General features: G+C 57.5%; 16 protein-coding genes. 8 read left to right on the top strand and 8 right to left on the bottom strand.

What is annotated here, in order from left to right:
* The 3 genes from ABJK70_RS10910 to greB all read left to right on the top strand — a co-directional run.
* Positions 1-266 (top strand): GIY-YIG nuclease family protein (locus tag ABJK70_RS10910; RefSeq protein WP_347257984.1); only part of this gene is annotated, 266 nt, incomplete at its 5' end.
* Between the two features lie 176 nt (positions 267-442).
* Positions 443-1,534: an aminoglycoside phosphotransferase family protein gene (locus ABJK70_RS10905; RefSeq protein ID WP_347257983.1), complete on the top strand. Its 1,092-nt coding sequence runs from the start codon at positions 443-445 to the stop codon at positions 1,532-1,534.
* Positions 1,535-1,576: 42 nt separating this feature from the next.
* Positions 1,577-2,083, top strand: a complete 507-nt coding sequence (gene greB / locus ABJK70_RS10900; RefSeq protein ID WP_077728580.1) for a transcription elongation factor GreB — start codon at positions 1,577-1,579, stop codon at positions 2,081-2,083.
* A gap of 69 nt (positions 2,084-2,152) precedes the next feature.
* Here greB and ABJK70_RS10895 read toward each other — a convergent pair whose 3' ends face one another.
* Positions 2,153-2,773, bottom strand: coding sequence for a nucleotidyltransferase family protein (locus ABJK70_RS10895; protein WP_077728581.1), 621 nt, complete (start codon positions 2,771-2,773; stop codon positions 2,153-2,155).
* An 86-nt stretch (positions 2,774-2,859) separates the two neighbouring features.
* On the opposite strand from ABJK70_RS10895, the gene ABJK70_RS10890 reads away from it, so the two are divergent.
* Genes ABJK70_RS10890 through ABJK70_RS10880 form a run of 3 tightly spaced genes read left to right on the top strand, consistent with a single transcriptional unit; the run spans position 2,860 to position 6,634 of the window.
* Positions 2,860-3,321, top strand: coding sequence for a (2Fe-2S)-binding protein (locus ABJK70_RS10890; protein WP_347257982.1), 462 nt, complete (start codon positions 2,860-2,862; stop codon positions 3,319-3,321).
* Positions 3,322-3,323: 2 nt separating this feature from the next.
* The gene (locus ABJK70_RS10885; RefSeq protein ID WP_347257981.1) at positions 3,324-5,492 is read left to right on the top strand and encodes a xanthine dehydrogenase family protein molybdopterin-binding subunit; all 2,169 of its coding nucleotides are present in this window, start codon (positions 3,324-3,326) and stop codon (positions 5,490-5,492) included.
* Positions 5,493-5,503: 11 nt separating this feature from the next.
* The gene (locus ABJK70_RS10880) at positions 5,504-6,634 is read left to right on the top strand and encodes an XdhC/CoxI family protein (protein ID WP_347257980.1); all 1,131 of its coding nucleotides are present in this window, start codon (positions 5,504-5,506) and stop codon (positions 6,632-6,634) included.
* 91 nt (positions 6,635-6,725) lie between these two features.
* Here the strand turns inward: ABJK70_RS10880 and ABJK70_RS10875 are convergent, their stop codons facing one another.
* The 7 genes from ABJK70_RS10875 to ABJK70_RS10845 form a co-directional block, all read right to left on the bottom strand.
* Positions 6,726-7,331, bottom strand: a complete 606-nt coding sequence (locus tag ABJK70_RS10875; protein ID WP_077728585.1) for a CPBP family intramembrane glutamic endopeptidase — start codon at positions 7,329-7,331, stop codon at positions 6,726-6,728.
* Between the two features lie 9 nt (positions 7,332-7,340).
* Complete coding sequence (locus ABJK70_RS10870; protein WP_205780657.1) at positions 7,341-8,735, bottom strand: sodium:solute symporter family protein; 1,395 nt, start codon at positions 8,733-8,735, stop codon at positions 7,341-7,343.
* A gap of 477 nt (positions 8,736-9,212) precedes the next feature.
* The gene (locus ABJK70_RS10865) at positions 9,213-9,596 is read right to left on the bottom strand and encodes a hypothetical protein (protein WP_240507080.1); all 384 of its coding nucleotides are present in this window, start codon (positions 9,594-9,596) and stop codon (positions 9,213-9,215) included.
* A gap of 43 nt (positions 9,597-9,639) precedes the next feature.
* Complete coding sequence (locus ABJK70_RS10860) at positions 9,640-9,819, bottom strand: hypothetical protein (protein WP_077728587.1); 180 nt, start codon at positions 9,817-9,819, stop codon at positions 9,640-9,642.
* A 363-nt stretch (positions 9,820-10,182) separates the two neighbouring features.
* Positions 10,183-10,740, bottom strand: coding sequence for an SRPBCC family protein (locus tag ABJK70_RS10855; protein ID WP_077728588.1), 558 nt, complete (start codon positions 10,738-10,740; stop codon positions 10,183-10,185).
* A gap of 80 nt (positions 10,741-10,820) precedes the next feature.
* Positions 10,821-11,294: a CYTH domain-containing protein gene (locus ABJK70_RS10850; RefSeq protein WP_077728589.1), complete on the bottom strand. Its 474-nt coding sequence runs from the start codon at positions 11,292-11,294 to the stop codon at positions 10,821-10,823.
* A 66-nt stretch (positions 11,295-11,360) separates the two neighbouring features.
* Positions 11,361-12,284 carry a LysR family transcriptional regulator gene (locus ABJK70_RS10845; RefSeq protein ID WP_077728590.1) on the bottom strand — a complete coding sequence of 308 codons (924 nt, stop codon included), beginning with the start codon at positions 12,282-12,284 and terminating at the stop codon, positions 11,361-11,363.
* A gap of 127 nt (positions 12,285-12,411) precedes the next feature.
* Here ABJK70_RS10845 and ABJK70_RS10840 point away from each other — a divergent pair, with 127 nt between their 5' ends.
* Together ABJK70_RS10840 and sodB are read left to right on the top strand one after the other, a co-directional pair.
* Positions 12,412-12,873, top strand: coding sequence for an SgcJ/EcaC family oxidoreductase (locus ABJK70_RS10840; protein ID WP_086134892.1), 462 nt, complete (start codon positions 12,412-12,414; stop codon positions 12,871-12,873).
* A gap of 271 nt (positions 12,874-13,144) precedes the next feature.
* Positions 13,145-13,726 (top strand): superoxide dismutase [Fe], encoded by a 582-nt coding sequence (gene sodB / locus ABJK70_RS10835; RefSeq protein ID WP_077728592.1) that lies wholly within the window; start codon positions 13,145-13,147, stop codon positions 13,724-13,726.
* Positions 13,727-13,854: the final 128 nt, after the last annotated feature.

The raw sequence follows: 13,854 nt of genomic DNA, 5'->3' as shown, positions 1-13,854 counted from the left end.
GTCGGCGGAACGGGACACTCTATGTTGGAGTGACCTCGGATTTGATCAAACGGGTTTTCCAACATCGGAATGGATTTATCGAGGGATTTACGAAGCGATACGAGGTTCACCATCTGGTTTGGTACGAACTCCACGAGCAGATGGAAAGCGCCATCTTGCGGGAAAAGCAAATCAAGAGATGGCCCCGCGTTGCAAAGCTGGGCTTAATCGAGCAGAGTAATCCGGAGTGGCGGGATTTGTGGACGAATTTGACTGCCAGTTCGTGAGAAGTTTTTGGTGACTGGCCAACTACCATCCCTGGCCCTAGATTCCGGCATCCCTGCCGGAATGACGAGTCTGAGGGCGTGATTCGAGTCTCGCGAGTATTTGTGTATAACGATCAGAGCAGAGCATAGGCGCCCGCGGAATGGACCGTTTGCCATTTGGAGAAGTTCGAACGATCATGGACTTGAGCGAAATCGGAAACCGCATTGCTCGCCATTTCGTGGACGAAGACGGCCATCTGAGCGTCGAGCCTTTGGGCGAAGGGCTGATCAACGATACTTTTCTGGTTGTCGCCGAACCGCCTGGCGGGGGGCGATTCGTTCTTCAACGCATCAACCGTCGGGTTTTCCCGGAGCCCCGGTTGATCATGGAGAACCTGCGGGTTCTGTTGAGCCATATTACGGAACGTCAAGCCGGCACCGACGCCGTCCGCGATCTGAGATTTCCCGAAATTCGGCCCACCCGCGCCGGCTTAAGCTTCTGGGTCGACGATGAGGGCGACTTTTGGCGCGCCCTCAGCTTCATTCCGGATACACGGAGCCAAAACACCTTGCAGGATTCCGCCCAGGCGGAAGAAGTGGGTTATGTCCTGGGTCGGTTCCATGCCTTGACCAGCGATCTCGATGCCTGTTTGCTGCACGACACCTTGCCTGGATTTCACATCGCACCCCGGTACCTCGCCCGTTTCGATCGAGTCGTCGCCAATGGCGTAGGGGCCTCGGAAAATGCGGAGCTTCGGTTCGCCCTGGATTTCGTGAACGCCCGCCGCTCTGTTTTTGCCGTTCTGGAAGAGGCCAAGCTACCCCTCAGAGTCATCCACGGCGATCCCAAGCTCAATAACGTGCTGTTCGACGCGCAGAGCGGACGCGCCGCCAGTCTGATCGATCTCGACACGGTGAAGCCGGGACTCGTTCATTACGACTTGGGGGATTGCCTCCGCTCCTGCTGCAATCGATCGGGCGAAGCGGCGGACGATTCCGCGAAAGTGACGTTCGATCTCGACGTCTGCCGTGCCATTCTCCGGACTTATTTCGCCGAAACCGGGGCTTTTTTGACGGACATCGAGCGCTACTATTTGTACGACGCGATTCGGCTGCTTCCCTTGGAGCTCGGTTTACGTTTCCTGACCGACCACTTGGAAGGCGACCGCTATTTCAAGGTCGAGCAGCCGGGGCAGAACTTGCAGCGGGCTCTGGTCCAGTTCCGTTTGGCGGAAAGCGTCGAGGCACAGGAAAAATTCATCCGGAACGTGATCGACGAGCGGCCTTGATATACTTCTCCGCCAAAACAAAAAGAGTCACTGTATATCGACATGGCGCGCTGGCGGCCTCCATCCTCCAAATCCTCACCTTACATCACCGCGGAAGGCGCGGAGAAGCTTCGGGCCGAACTCAAGGGGCTTTGGGAGCGCCGCGCCGATGTGACCAAGCATCTTTCGGCCGCTGCCGCCGAAGGTGACCGGTCGGAGAATGCCGAATACATCTACCGGAAAAAAGAACTAAGAGAGATCGACCGGCGCATCCGCTACCTGCAGAAACGGCTGCCGGAGCTTAAAGTCGTCGCCCAATTGCCCTCGGACCGGGAGCGCGTCTTTTTCGGTGCCTGGGTCACACTCGAGAACGCCGATGGCGAGGAATCCACGTATCGTATCGTGGGTCCCGACGAATTCGATCCGCAGAAAGGCTGGATCAGCGTCGATTCGCCCATGGCTAGAGCCCTGCTCAAGAAAGCCATCGACGACGAAGTGATCGTCAATGCGCCCACGGGACCGCTGCGATGCGTGATCGTGGACATCGGTTACAAGCCGGAGAGGTCCTGAAGTCGTTCGGGCCCGATTGCACCGGCGTTCCAACTCGCCGCCGTCCGCTGTTCAAGGCGCGCGCAACGTTCAGCCGCTTCTCGGCGAACCTGTCAGGCGTGCGTAATCCTCGACCGTATCGACATCAATGCCGGCTTCCGGCAAGTCGACGAATAGGGTGGATCGAAGATGCCGCACGATGATTTTCTTTGCGCCTTCATCGCCCGCAAGACCAGCCAAATCGCCGAAAAGCGAACGGTGAAACACCGCCGGTGCGCCGAAGGCATCGCCATACCGGGAGGCGACCACAGTCGGGCGGGATGTGCAGAAAGCCTCGACCAGGCCGTTCAAATGGCGGTAATCGATCAAAGCCTGATCGCACAAAGCCAGAAGCACCGCGTCCAGCTCCGGCGCCGCGCTGTTGAGCGCCGTCACTCCCATCCGGATCGAGCTGCCGATGCCTTCTTCCCATTCCGGATTGATAACGGTCAGCAGCTGAAGCTCTTCGAGTTCGTGGGCGCATGCCTCGGCGTCGGCGCCAAGAATGACTGCGATTTTCGAGCATCGTGAGGCCAGGGCCGACTTCGCCGCCCGGCGCAGGAGGCTTTCTCCGCGATGGTGCAGCAGCTGTTTGGGCTTGCCGAGACGCCGGGAGCCTCCTGCGGCAAGCAGCACCAGGCCGATTTCCGGCTGGTTCGGGTTGGTTGACATCGTTGGGCGCCTCGGGCATTTTGCCGAATAGACTTCTTAAACCGCATGTCCGGTGCGGTTTCCATTATAGCCAGAGGAGGGAATACATGATCGCGCTGAACGTCAACGGCAAAAGTTATCAAGTGGACGTTTCCGGAGACACCCCCTTGCTCTGGGTTCTGCGGGATCATCTCGGTCTCACCGGCACCAAGTACGGCTGCGGCGTGGCCGTGTGCGGCGCGTGTACCGTACATGTCGACGGCGAACAGGCCCGCGCCTGCATCACTCCGGTGTCCAGCGTGGGCGGCAAACAGGTGACGACCATCGAAGGCTTGTCCGCACAGGGCGATCATCCGGTACAAAAGGCCTGGATCGAAGTGGATGTGCCGCAATGCGGCTACTGCCAGTCGGGCCAGATCATGGCGGCCGCGGCGCTGCTCGCGAAAAATTCCAATCCCGGCGATGCCGATATCGATAGCGCAATGTCCGGCATCTTGTGCCGCTGCGGAACCTATCAACGCATCCGCAAGGCGATACGCCGGGCCGCGGATATGGCAAAAGGAGCTTAGTCATGAGCATCGAACCCGCCAATCCGGGACGCCGGCAATTCCTCAAATCGTCCGCAGCGCTCGGAGGCAGCCTGGTCATTGCCTTTTATCTGCCGCGCACCATGAAGTTCGCCATGGCGGCGGAAGATCCGGCCAAAACTTATCCGCCCAATGCCTTCATCCGCATCGGCGAGGATGAAACCGTCACGATCCTGATCAACAAGTCCGAAATGGGGCAGGGCGTTTACACTTCGCTCGCGATGCTGGTGGCCGACGAGCTGGAGGCCGACTGGAGCAAGGTCAGGGTCGAAGCCGCTCCGGTTGCGCCGGTTTACAACCATACCGTCTGGAACATACAGGCTACGGGCGGCAGCACGAGCGTCGCGACCTCCTGGGAGCAGCTCCGCAAGGTGGGTGCGGCCGGGCGGACGCTTTTGATTCAGGCCGCCGCCGATACCTGGAAGGTCAAGCCGGATTCCTGTCGTGCCGAGAACGGCTATGTCATCCATACGCCGACCCGGCGGCGCCTGTCCTGCGGTGCATTGAGCGCCAAGGCCGCCGAGCTGCCGATGCCGGCCCAAGTTAAACTTAAAGATCCCAAGCAGTTCAAGCTGATCGGCAAGCCGACCCGCCGTCTCGATACGCCGGCCAAGACCAACGGCACGGCCCAATTCGGGATGGACGTGCAGTTGCCGGGGCTGTTGACCGCCCTGATCGCGCGGCCGCCGGTGTTCGGCGCCAAAGTGAAGAGCTTCGATGCCGCCAAGTCCAAAGCCGTTGCCGGCGTGGTGGACGTGGTTCAGGTTCCGTCCGGCATCGCCGTGGTGGCTAAGGATTTCTGGTCGGCCAAGAAGGGACGCGATGCTCTGGAGATCGTGTGGGATCGCGGGGCGAATGCCGATCTCTCTTCCGCGAAGCTTCGCGAGGATTTCGCCCGATTGGCCAGGATGTCGGGGCTTCCGGCCAAGGAAAGAGGCGATGCAACCGGCATTCTCGCCAAAATCGCCAAACCGTTCAGCGCCGAGTACGAAGTGCCTTATCTGGCCCACGCTCCCATGGAGCCCTTGAACTGCACGGTGGATCTTCGCGAGGACCGCTGCGAGATTTGGACCGGCACCCAGTTCCAGACAGCCGACCGCAACCGGGCGGCTACCATCGCAGGGCTCAAGCCGGAACAGGTCGAGCTTCACACCACTTTCCTCGGGGGCGGTTTCGGTCGGCGGGGAAACCCGCAGTCCGATTTCGTCAGCGAGGCCGTACACGTCGCGAAGGCGGTGAAGAAACCGGTCAAGGTGGTTTGGACCCGCGAGGACGACATCAAGGGCGGCTACTATCGCCCGGCCTTCCACGACCGGCTGACCGCAGGCCTCGATGCGAAAGGCAGGCTGGTCGCCTGGACCCATACCATCGTCGGCCAATCCATCGCCATCGGGACGCCGTTCGAAGGTGCAATGGTGCGGGACGGAGTCGATGTGTCATCCGTCGAAGGAGCGGCCGATCTGCCCTATGCGATTCCGAACATCCGCGTCGATCTGCACAGTCCCAAGCTCGACATTCCGGTGCTGTGGTGGCGTTCGGTGGGTCATTCGCATACCGCATTCGTGGTCGAAAGCTTCATCGACGAAGTCGCGCATGCCGTCGGCAAGGACCCGTACCGGTTGCGGTATGAACTGCTGACGAAGCATCCCCGGCATCGGGGCGTCCTCGAACTGGCGGCGAAGAAAGCCGGCTGGGGCTCGGCCCTCGCGAAAGGCCGCGGGCGCGGCATCGCCGTGCATTCCTCGTTCGGCAGCTATGTGGCGCAAGTCGCCGAGGTTTCGGTGGAGGGCGGACAACCCAGAGTGCATCGGGTCGTCTGTGTCATCGATTGCGGCCAAGTGGTCAACCCGGACACCATCGCGGCGCAAATGGAAAGCGGCATCGTCTGGGCGCTTTCCGCGGCGCTCTACGGGGAAATCACTCTGAACAAGGGCGAAGTGGAGCAGAGCAATTTCACCGACTATCCGATCTTGCGGATCGACGAGATGCCGGCGGTCGAGGTGCACATCGTACCTAGCCGGGAGCCGCCGTCCGGCGTGGGCGAACCCGGGGTGCCGCCGCTGGCGCCGGCCGTTGCCAACGCGCTGTTCGCCGCGACGGGCAAACGCGTCCGCTCGCTGCCTTTGTCCAAGCACGATCTCAAAACCGCTTAAGGGAAATCCCCATGTCGCAAAGCAAGGAATTGCAGGACATCCTGTCCGCACTCAAGGACGGCACGAAGCCGCGCGCCCTCGCAACGGTGATCGAAGCTAGAGGCTCCACCTATCGGCGTGCCGGCGCGCGCCTGCTGATTCTGGAAGACGGCTCGACGGTCGGCTGTGTCAGCGGCGGCTGCCTGGAAGCCGATATCTGCGCCCGCTCCGAAGACATTGCCGCGGACGGTCGGCCGGCAGTCGTCACTTACGACCATACCTCCGATGCGGATTTGGTGTTCGGACTGGCGCTGGGCTGCAACGGCGTGATCCGCGTCCTGGTCGAACCGCTGTTGCAAGGGGAGATTCCTGCCTATCTTCAGGCCGTCGAAAATAGTCTCGGATCACGGCGACCGGTAGCAGTGGCCGTGGTCGTCGGCTACGCGGGCGATCTTCGTCACCGATCGGGTGAGCGTCTATGGATCGGCGCGGATAACGCCATCGGCGGAGAACTTGGACAAAGCCCGTATGCCGAGCGAATCGTCGACGATGCACGGATGGTGTTGAGCAGCGGCCGATCGGAACTAAAAACTTACGGCAGCGGTTCGGGCGAGCTCGAGATTTTCGTCGAGGCGATCCGGCCGCCGTTGGCTTTGATCATCTTCGGTGCCGGCCATGACGCGATTCCCTTGGCGGATCTGGCCAAACGGCTGGGCTGGGATGTCACGGTAGTCGATGGCCGCCCCGCGTATGCCGCACGGGAGCGCTTTCCGATGGCGGACGAGGTGCGTTTGTGCCGGGCCGACGCCGTGGCGAACGAGATTTCGCTCGAAGGAGCCGGCGCGGCGGTGGTAATGAATCACAATTATCATCGCGACCGGGCCATTCTCGCCCATTTGTTGCATTCGCCAGTGTCTTATATCGGCATGCTCGGTCCGCGTAAGCGCACTCAAAAGATGCTCGAAGAATTGGCCCAAGACGGTTTGAGCTTAGATGAAGCTCGACTAGGTCGCCTCCACGGTCCCGTCGGCCTGGACATCGGCGCGGAAACGCCGGAACAGGTAGCCTTGTCCATCATCGCCGAAATCCTGGCCGTCTCGTCCGACCGTTCGGGGGCACCCCTCAAGTACCGCGAAGCGCCGATACACGATAGCCGGGCCTAGTGCGCTTTCCGCGATACGCCGGCGCGGGAATTCTCGGCCAGACGTAGGTCGGCAATTCTTTGCCGACACATGGGCCCGAGTAACCAGCGGATCAGAACGACCGGCTTTTTTCCCGACGGTAGGTCTGTGCCACGGCGATGAAAGCCAGGAAGTCGTAGATGGCATGGATGAGAATGGGGATGACCAGATTGCGTTCGCCGCCGAAATCGAGCGCGATCCCGAGATAAACGCCGGTAAGTCCGGCAAGCAGTGCATAAAGAGGCGTGACCCAATGCACCAGGGCAAATACCAAGTTGCTGAAGGCGATGCCGCCTATCCATCCCCAGTTTTGTTCGAACCAGGGCTGAAGCAGGCCGCGAAACAGGATTTCTTCGGAAATGCCGGCCAAAAAGCCCAGGTACAGCAATTCTTGCCAGCGATAGCGGCTCAGAAAAGGCCCTAGTTTTTCTACCAAGAAGTTCTTTACCGCACGCATGCCGCTCCAAGGCAGGTTATAGGACAGGGCAAACAGCAAATAGAGGGGCAATGTGCCCACGATGCCCCAAACCAAGGCCATCGGGCTGAATCCGATATGCGCCAACGGATTGATCGAAACCGCCCAGCCTATCACGTAGGCAAGGAGAATCAGGCCGCCTTCGAACCAGGTGGCGATCTTCAGGAATTGGTTATATCGAGTGGGGGGTTGTTGGTCTAACATGGTTTCACATCATGTGGAGGCTTCAGCAGCCGTATTCAAGGTACGATTTTCCCAAACGGCCACGGAAAGATAGGCTATTAAGCTGGCCGCCAGAGATGCCAGATAAGGGGTCGCCAGCTCCAGCGCATAACTGCCGATCAGCCACACGGTCATGCCGACGACCAGCGCTGCGGCAGCGCTTTTGGCTTGGCCGATGCGAGTGAACAAGCCGAGCAGGATGACGACGAAAATCGGTGCGCCGCCGAAGGCTGACGCCTCTTCCACAAGCGCATACACGCCTTCGGCGTAGAGCGCCAACACATAGGCCACGATACCGAAGATCAACACGCCGGTGCGGGCAATGCGGACCTTGCCGGATTCGGATACGTTTCCCGCCAAAGGGATCACGAGGTTGTGGGAAACCAGAGCCGAGGCGGCGAGGAGGGCGCTGTCCACGGTCGAGAGAATCGCGGAAATCAGGGCTCCGGCGAACAGCACGTAGGCAAAAGTGGAGAGGTGCTCTTGCGCGAGTCTCGGCAGGATCTGCTCCGGATTTTCGAGTTCCGGCAGCAGGTGAACGCCGAGCAGTCCGATAAAGACCGGAATCGATCCGGCCAGCAGATACAGTCCGCCTCCCGCCAGACAGCTCGCTCGGGCGACATGATGGGAGCGGCTCGCCAGGATGCGTGCGCACAGCTCCTGAGCGAACAATGAGCCGGTGATCGGTATCGCCCAAGTTTCAATCACTTCCAGCAGTGGTTTCTCGCCGCCGCCGAACAGCCTGAGTCGAGATGGCTCGATCGCACCGAAACTTTCTGCTAAGCCGCCGTTGGCCTTGGTTACGGCGTAAAAAAGAACGGCAAGGCCGACGATGAGCGCGATGCCCTGGATCAGGTCGGTGATGACATCGGCGAACAAACCGCCGTAAACCGTATAAATAATGACCACCGTCGCCGCTATCGTGATGGCGATTTCGACCTCGAAATCGGAAGAGGCCGAAATGACTTGTCCGAACGCACGAATCTGTGCCGCGGCCCACATGATGGACGTCGGGGCGAGCATGAGCACCGCCAGCCGCTCGACTTTGGGGGAATAACGGATTCGGAACAAATCCGCCAAAGTCGTGAGTTTTCTGCGCCAAAGGGGCACCGCGAAAAAGAGTCCCATCAGAAGGAGACAAGCGGCATAGCCGAAAGGATCGGCAGACCCGCCGGAAAGTCCTGACTGGTAGATCGATCCGGCGGCCCCGATGCAGGTTTCCGCCCCGAACCAGGTGGCGAAAACCGTGAAAGTGCCTAGCTTAAGCCCAAGCCTACGGCCGGCTAAAAGATAATCGTCCTCGCTGGATATATGTCTGGACACCAGCATGCCGATCAGCAGCTGGACCAGGATGTAGGCGACGATGCCGAGCAGCACGATATTCATGGGCGGCAGCACACTAAGGCAAATTGGTGAAGCGATGGGCGCGTAATTCTAACGGAAAATGGCACCACAGATTAAAACTTGCGCTGTGATGCGTCGAATACGCGTAAAGGGTTGATGTGATGGAAGAATATCCGCCCTGGAAAGCGGTCAATTCTAGGCTGATACGCGCCGAACCGTTGTCGGACGTTCGTCGAACAGGTCGGTTGATCGCGCCTGGCGCCATTCTCGTCTCGCTTTTGTTAGAAGGAGAGTTTGCTTTGTCTGGCAGACCAGGGGCTTGGGCATGGGCTTGGGAACTCGGCTTGAAGCCTTTGCCCGAGTATTCTAGGTGTTTGTCATCGCCGTCGACGAGGGGGTAAAGGCAAACGTCAGGCGATATTGGCGATATTATTGCGGCATATCGCCGGAAACCGCTGAACCGATGGCAGCTTTCGCCTGACTGCCGAGTTCAGCGGGGGCGATCGGTTTTAACCTTTTTTAACCTTCTCCGGGAAACAGCCCTACCGAGCCCGGTTTGAGGCGCTTACAGGCTACGACGATATCCTCCACGTGGCATCTGTATTTACCTGCTCCGGAGGCATCGCCGCTGCATTCCTCGCAAACCAGCTTCCCTTGGTCTTTAGCTTCGGAAACATACCATCCGTAGCCTTGCGTTTCGCAGAACCGTCTTGTGAATTTGTCGATGGTGTACTTATCGGTAGCTTTTTGCGAGGCTTCGTCCTTTACGGCACATTTTTGCGCCGGTATCGTATTTCCCATGAGGGTTCGCTCTATATATTCGGCCGCAAACGCCGTGCCGCAGGAAAAGAAGACGGCGGCCAACACGCAAAGTAATTTGGAACTTAACGCTCTTGTTCTCATGAAGGTGACCTCTTGATGGTGGTCTCGTAATACGAGGCGACGATTAGTTCAAAACTCGGATATTCATTTGGGCCGCCTCTTCGGACAGTTGCTGGCGAATCGGGTCGTATTTGTCGTTTTCACTCAACTTCACCATCGCGATGACGCCGACCAGCGCGATCGTTGCGAGAGCGACATAAATCCAGAAATAATCTTTCTTTACTGCTTGGTTCTCGACATTCATTTTTTTCACCCTAATCCGGTTATAAGCTGGCCTTCAATGGCCAGGGGTTGTTAGGAGCCAGAGTTGCCGCAGATGCCGATAAAAGGTATAAGGTCATTGCGGTTTCTGCGTTTAGAATACGAAGAAGCCCGTTTTGGAACCCGGAAAACGGGGCCCTATCGATACTTTTCAGGCTGCAGCAGGGCATGCGGGAACGCCCGGCCGCTGCTTTTGGTATCGGGTCAATACTTTATGCCCGGCTTGTAAGTCCTGTCAACTAGGGCGCTTCGATTATTTTGGGCGAGCGATGAGGTCGCCGGCGTGATCGATATCCGCTCACGACAGCCGTCTCCGAATCACGTGGCGCGTCTTTACGCCGACGGATCAGGCGGTCATGCTCGAATCGTCGATTTTGAGGCTGAGGTGTTGCGGTCTGGCCGAGTCGCCTAGCTTAATCGCCAGGGCAATCAGATAGACATCCATGACGCCGTAATAACAGATTACAAAACGGTCGAAGAATCGAAGTAGCGGATTATGGATGTTTTCCTGCTCGGTGATGGTCAAAACGGTACCGTCGCCGTCTTCTTCGAGTTCGTAAATCCAAGTACCGCTCAAGGGAAGGTCGTCGCCGACGATTTTGGTGACGAGGCGTGAAGGCAGTTTACGTTCGACTACTCGAAAATGTACTCGGCTATGCTGGGAACAGATTTCGTACCAGCTGGGCAGCCCGTCGATATCGGGACCGCGCTCGGTACGGTGCAATCCCGGCCGCCACGTCGCGTAAGATTCGAAATCATTGATGATGTCCCAAACCTTATTCGGCGGGGCGCTAAGGCGGATCCGGCTGGCGGCCACATGGGTTTTCGGCAATTTTCTCCCGACGAACGTCGCCGCCAAGATCAAGACGGCGAATAGCAGCACGATGAAGAAAAAAGTCGTCATATTGCCGACCCCGGCGGCCAGGAAGCCAAATTTCCGTTGAGAGTCCGGAAGAACGACGGAGGAACGCTCCTCCGCTGGACTTAATCTTGCCAGCTATTATAGGGGTTCGTCGACAAACTCGTGTTGTAATAACGCGGATCGTAAGTCACTTCTTCACCCAACCAGCCGGGTTTCTCGAACGTTTCGTCCGGATTTCCCAGTTCGATTTCCGCGACCACGAGGCCGGTGTTGTCGCCCTCGAAAACGTCGATTTCCCATGTATGGGGCCCCACGTCGACGAAGTACCGGGTTTTTTCGATTAGGGGCCTGCGGCTCAAGGTGCTCAACATGGTGTGAGCGTCGTTTGCCGGAATTTCGTATTCGAACTCCTGCCGCTGGGTACCTATGGTAACGCTCTTGATGTTGAGCCAAGCCCGGTCGCCGCAAACCCTCACCCGGACCGAGCAATGGATTTCGTTATTGAGATACCCCTGACGAAAATAGGCGGAATCCCTGACCGAATTGCGCCAACTGTCGTTTAGGACCAAAAATTTACGTTCGATTTCAAGCGCCATCGTCGATATCTGCCGTGGAAGAAGGTGATGCGGTCTCGGTCGAGAGCCGCGATCCGAATGCAGCGCTTATTCCTGTGCATCCGCCCAGTCTTCCCAGTAGGGTTTCGGATGAAACCGTTCGCTCAAGAAATCGACGAAGGTTCTAACTTTGGCCGACAAGTGCTTGCGATGCGGGTAAACCGCATGAATCTCCAAGGGCGCCGGTACGTAATCGGTGAGCACCGGGTTCAGTCTGCCTTTGCGGATGTCCTGGCCGACCATATAAGTCGGCAGCAACACCAAGCCCAGACCGTTGATCGCGGCCATGCGCAAGGCATCTGCGACATTTGCTTCCATGTTGCCGGTGACCTTGACCACGGTGGTTTCGCCGCCGGGTATGCTGAACTGCCATTGGTCGCGCGGCGGCAAGCTGGAGTTGGTCAAGCAGTTGTGCTTACGGAGATCGTCCGGCGTCTTGGGTATTCCGTGCTTATTGAAGTACTGGGGCGAGCCGCAAACGATACGCTGAGAGCTGCCCAGCTTGCGGGCGATCAGACTGGAATCGCGCATTTCGTCGAGATGAATCGCAAGGTCGAATCCTTCCTCGATCAAATCGATATAGCCCGCCTGCAGCACCAGCTCGACGTTCACCTCCGGAAACGCCTCCATGTAGGCGGCTATCGCCGGTGCCAAATGGTACGCGCCGAAGAACGGCGTCGCATTCACCTTGAGAGTTCCGCGGGGTTCCGTTTGCAACCGGGTGACGGCGATTTCCATTTCTTCCATTTCGTCGAGAATCTGCAGGCAGCGTTCCAGATAAACCATTCCAACCTCGGTGAGGCTGAGGTTTCGGGTCGTGCGGTTCAACAGCCTGATTCCGAGGCCGTTTTCCAATTGCATCACGTGCTTGGTCGCCATGGCTCGGGACAGTCCGAGTTCTTTGGCAGCCGAAGCGAAACTCCCGGCTTTCGCGACCTTGGTGAATACCAACATGCTAGTCAATTTATCCATGGTGATCCGAGTTGATAATTTTAATTATGGAAACAATTCGTAAAGGTTATTAGATATTGTAAACCAACTTTGTTGCTCTATAGTCTACAGTCGTGGGCAAAAAGTTTTAGCCTCAGGAGGTGGTCACATGAGACGTAGCTTAGGACTGATAGTCGCATTATTCGCCGCCTCGGGAACGGGAGCGTCCCAGGCAGCCGAAGATGTTAGACAAATTGCGGAGTCCAGTATTGCAAAGTGGAATGCCGCTTTCGCCAAAGGCAAAGTCGACGAGATTCTGTCTTTGTATGCCGATAATGCAATGCTGGTACAGCCTAACGGTTCAGTATCGAAAAGTGTCGGCGAAATCCGCGCGTTTTGGCAAACACTGATTCAGAAAGGCGTTTATGCGATGGATGTCGTCGATGTGCGCGGCGAGAAGGACGATACCATCGTCGCAACGACGAAGTTGTCCGACATCAAGACGCTGCAAGGTCCGTCGCAAGTGATGAAGTATCGCTACGACGGGGTACTTTACAGTGTATTGAAACGTCAAGCGGACGGAAGCTGGAAGGCGCAAGTCCAGCAATGGACCGGTAACCACAAGATTTAAAGTCTAAAGAGAATGGCCAATCCACCTGTTGAGAGGTAAAAACAGCGATGGTCCGAAATCGACCTGAGAATCAGGTATTCCGAAAAAGAGCTTCATGGGAAGCTCTTTTTTTTGTCAAAGGAAAAGAGGACGGACATGTCGATCGATGCTTCACATGCTTTTTGCGTTGCCTTTCGGATGTTAGACTATATTCCCTACTATTTAAGTTGGAATTTCACCCGTCGACACGATTGGGTGTGCTGATTTTATCAATAGACAAAAGGAGAATCTGATGACTCATGAACTTCCCCCGTTACCTTATGCCAAGAATGCGTTGGAGCCGCATATCTCTGCAGAAACTCTCGAATACCATTACGGTAAACATCATCAGACGTATGTCACCAACCTCAATAACCTGATCGGCGGGACCGAATTCGAGAATCTGTCCCTGGAAGACATCATCAAGAAATCCTCGGGCGGTATTTTCAACAACGCCGCTCAAGTCTGGAATCACACGTTCTATTGGAATTGCCTGAAACCTAACGGCGGCGGAGAACCCGCCGGAGCATTGGCCGGCGCGATCAATCAATCGTTCGGCTCGTTCGAAAAGTTCAAAGAAGAATTCACCAAGTGCGCCATCGGCACATTCGGTTCGGGCTGGGCTTGGCTGGTGAAGAACGCAGACGGCAGTCTCGCGATCGTCAGCACCAGCAACGCCGGCAACCCAATGACGAGCAATCAAACGCCGCTGCTCACCTGCGACGTTTGGGAGCATGCCTACTACATCGACTATCGCAACGCCCGTCCGAAATACGTCGAGTCATTCTGGAACCTGGTCAACTGGGATTTCGTCGAGAAGAATTTCGGCGTTTAGGTATTATTAATCAGGCCCGTAAATACCCTCCTGGTATTTCGGGCCGCCGCCCAGGCCCGGTACACGCCCGGCCTGGGCTCACGCGGCTTGTCGCCGCGCCGGGGCATCCCTGCCCCGGATTAACCCGG

Source organism: Methylocaldum sp. (genome assembly GCF_039794385.1).
In the GTDB taxonomy this organism is placed as follows: domain Bacteria; phylum Pseudomonadota; class Gammaproteobacteria; order Methylococcales; family Methylococcaceae; genus Methylocaldum.
The sequence above is the reverse complement of the archived record's forward strand: the minus strand, read 5'-3'. Positions and strand labels throughout refer to the sequence as shown.

What these genes read in the sequence shown, in the direction of transcription:
- ABJK70_RS10875 (WP_077728585.1), bottom strand. Translation starts at nt 7,331, where the DNA reads ATGTTAGACCAACAACCCCCCACTCGATATAACCAATTCCTGAAGATC.
- ABJK70_RS10865 (WP_240507080.1), bottom strand. Translation starts at nt 9,596, where the DNA reads ATGAGAACAAGAGCGTTAAGTTCCAAATTACTTTGCGTGTTGGCCGCC.
- ABJK70_RS10855 (WP_077728588.1), bottom strand. Translation starts at nt 10,740, where the DNA reads ATGACGACTTTTTTCTTCATCGTGCTGCTATTCGCCGTCTTGATCTTG.
- ABJK70_RS10890 (WP_347257982.1), top strand. Translation starts at nt 2,860, where the DNA reads ATGATCGCGCTGAACGTCAACGGCAAAAGTTATCAAGTGGACGTTTCC.
- ABJK70_RS10840 (WP_086134892.1), top strand. Translation starts at nt 12,412, where the DNA reads ATGAGACGTAGCTTAGGACTGATAGTCGCATTATTCGCCGCCTCGGGA.
- ABJK70_RS10850 (WP_077728589.1), bottom strand. Translation starts at nt 11,294, where the DNA reads ATGGCGCTTGAAATCGAACGTAAATTTTTGGTCCTAAACGACAGTTGG.
- ABJK70_RS10905 (WP_347257983.1), top strand. Translation starts at nt 443, where the DNA reads ATGGACTTGAGCGAAATCGGAAACCGCATTGCTCGCCATTTCGTGGAC.
- ABJK70_RS10895 (WP_077728581.1), bottom strand. Translation starts at nt 2,773, where the DNA reads ATGTCAACCAACCCGAACCAGCCGGAAATCGGCCTGGTGCTGCTTGCC.
- ABJK70_RS10860 (WP_077728587.1), bottom strand. Translation starts at nt 9,819, where the DNA reads ATGAATGTCGAGAACCAAGCAGTAAAGAAAGATTATTTCTGGATTTAT.
- greB (WP_077728580.1), top strand. Translation starts at nt 1,577, where the DNA reads ATGGCGCGCTGGCGGCCTCCATCCTCCAAATCCTCACCTTACATCACC.
- ABJK70_RS10885 (WP_347257981.1), top strand. Translation starts at nt 3,324, where the DNA reads ATGAGCATCGAACCCGCCAATCCGGGACGCCGGCAATTCCTCAAATCG.
- ABJK70_RS10870 (WP_205780657.1), bottom strand. Translation starts at nt 8,735, where the DNA reads ATGAATATCGTGCTGCTCGGCATCGTCGCCTACATCCTGGTCCAGCTG.
- ABJK70_RS10880 (WP_347257980.1), top strand. Translation starts at nt 5,504, where the DNA reads ATGTCGCAAAGCAAGGAATTGCAGGACATCCTGTCCGCACTCAAGGAC.
- ABJK70_RS10845 (WP_077728590.1), bottom strand. Translation starts at nt 12,284, where the DNA reads ATGGATAAATTGACTAGCATGTTGGTATTCACCAAGGTCGCGAAAGCC.
- sodB (WP_077728592.1), top strand. Translation starts at nt 13,145, where the DNA reads ATGACTCATGAACTTCCCCCGTTACCTTATGCCAAGAATGCGTTGGAG.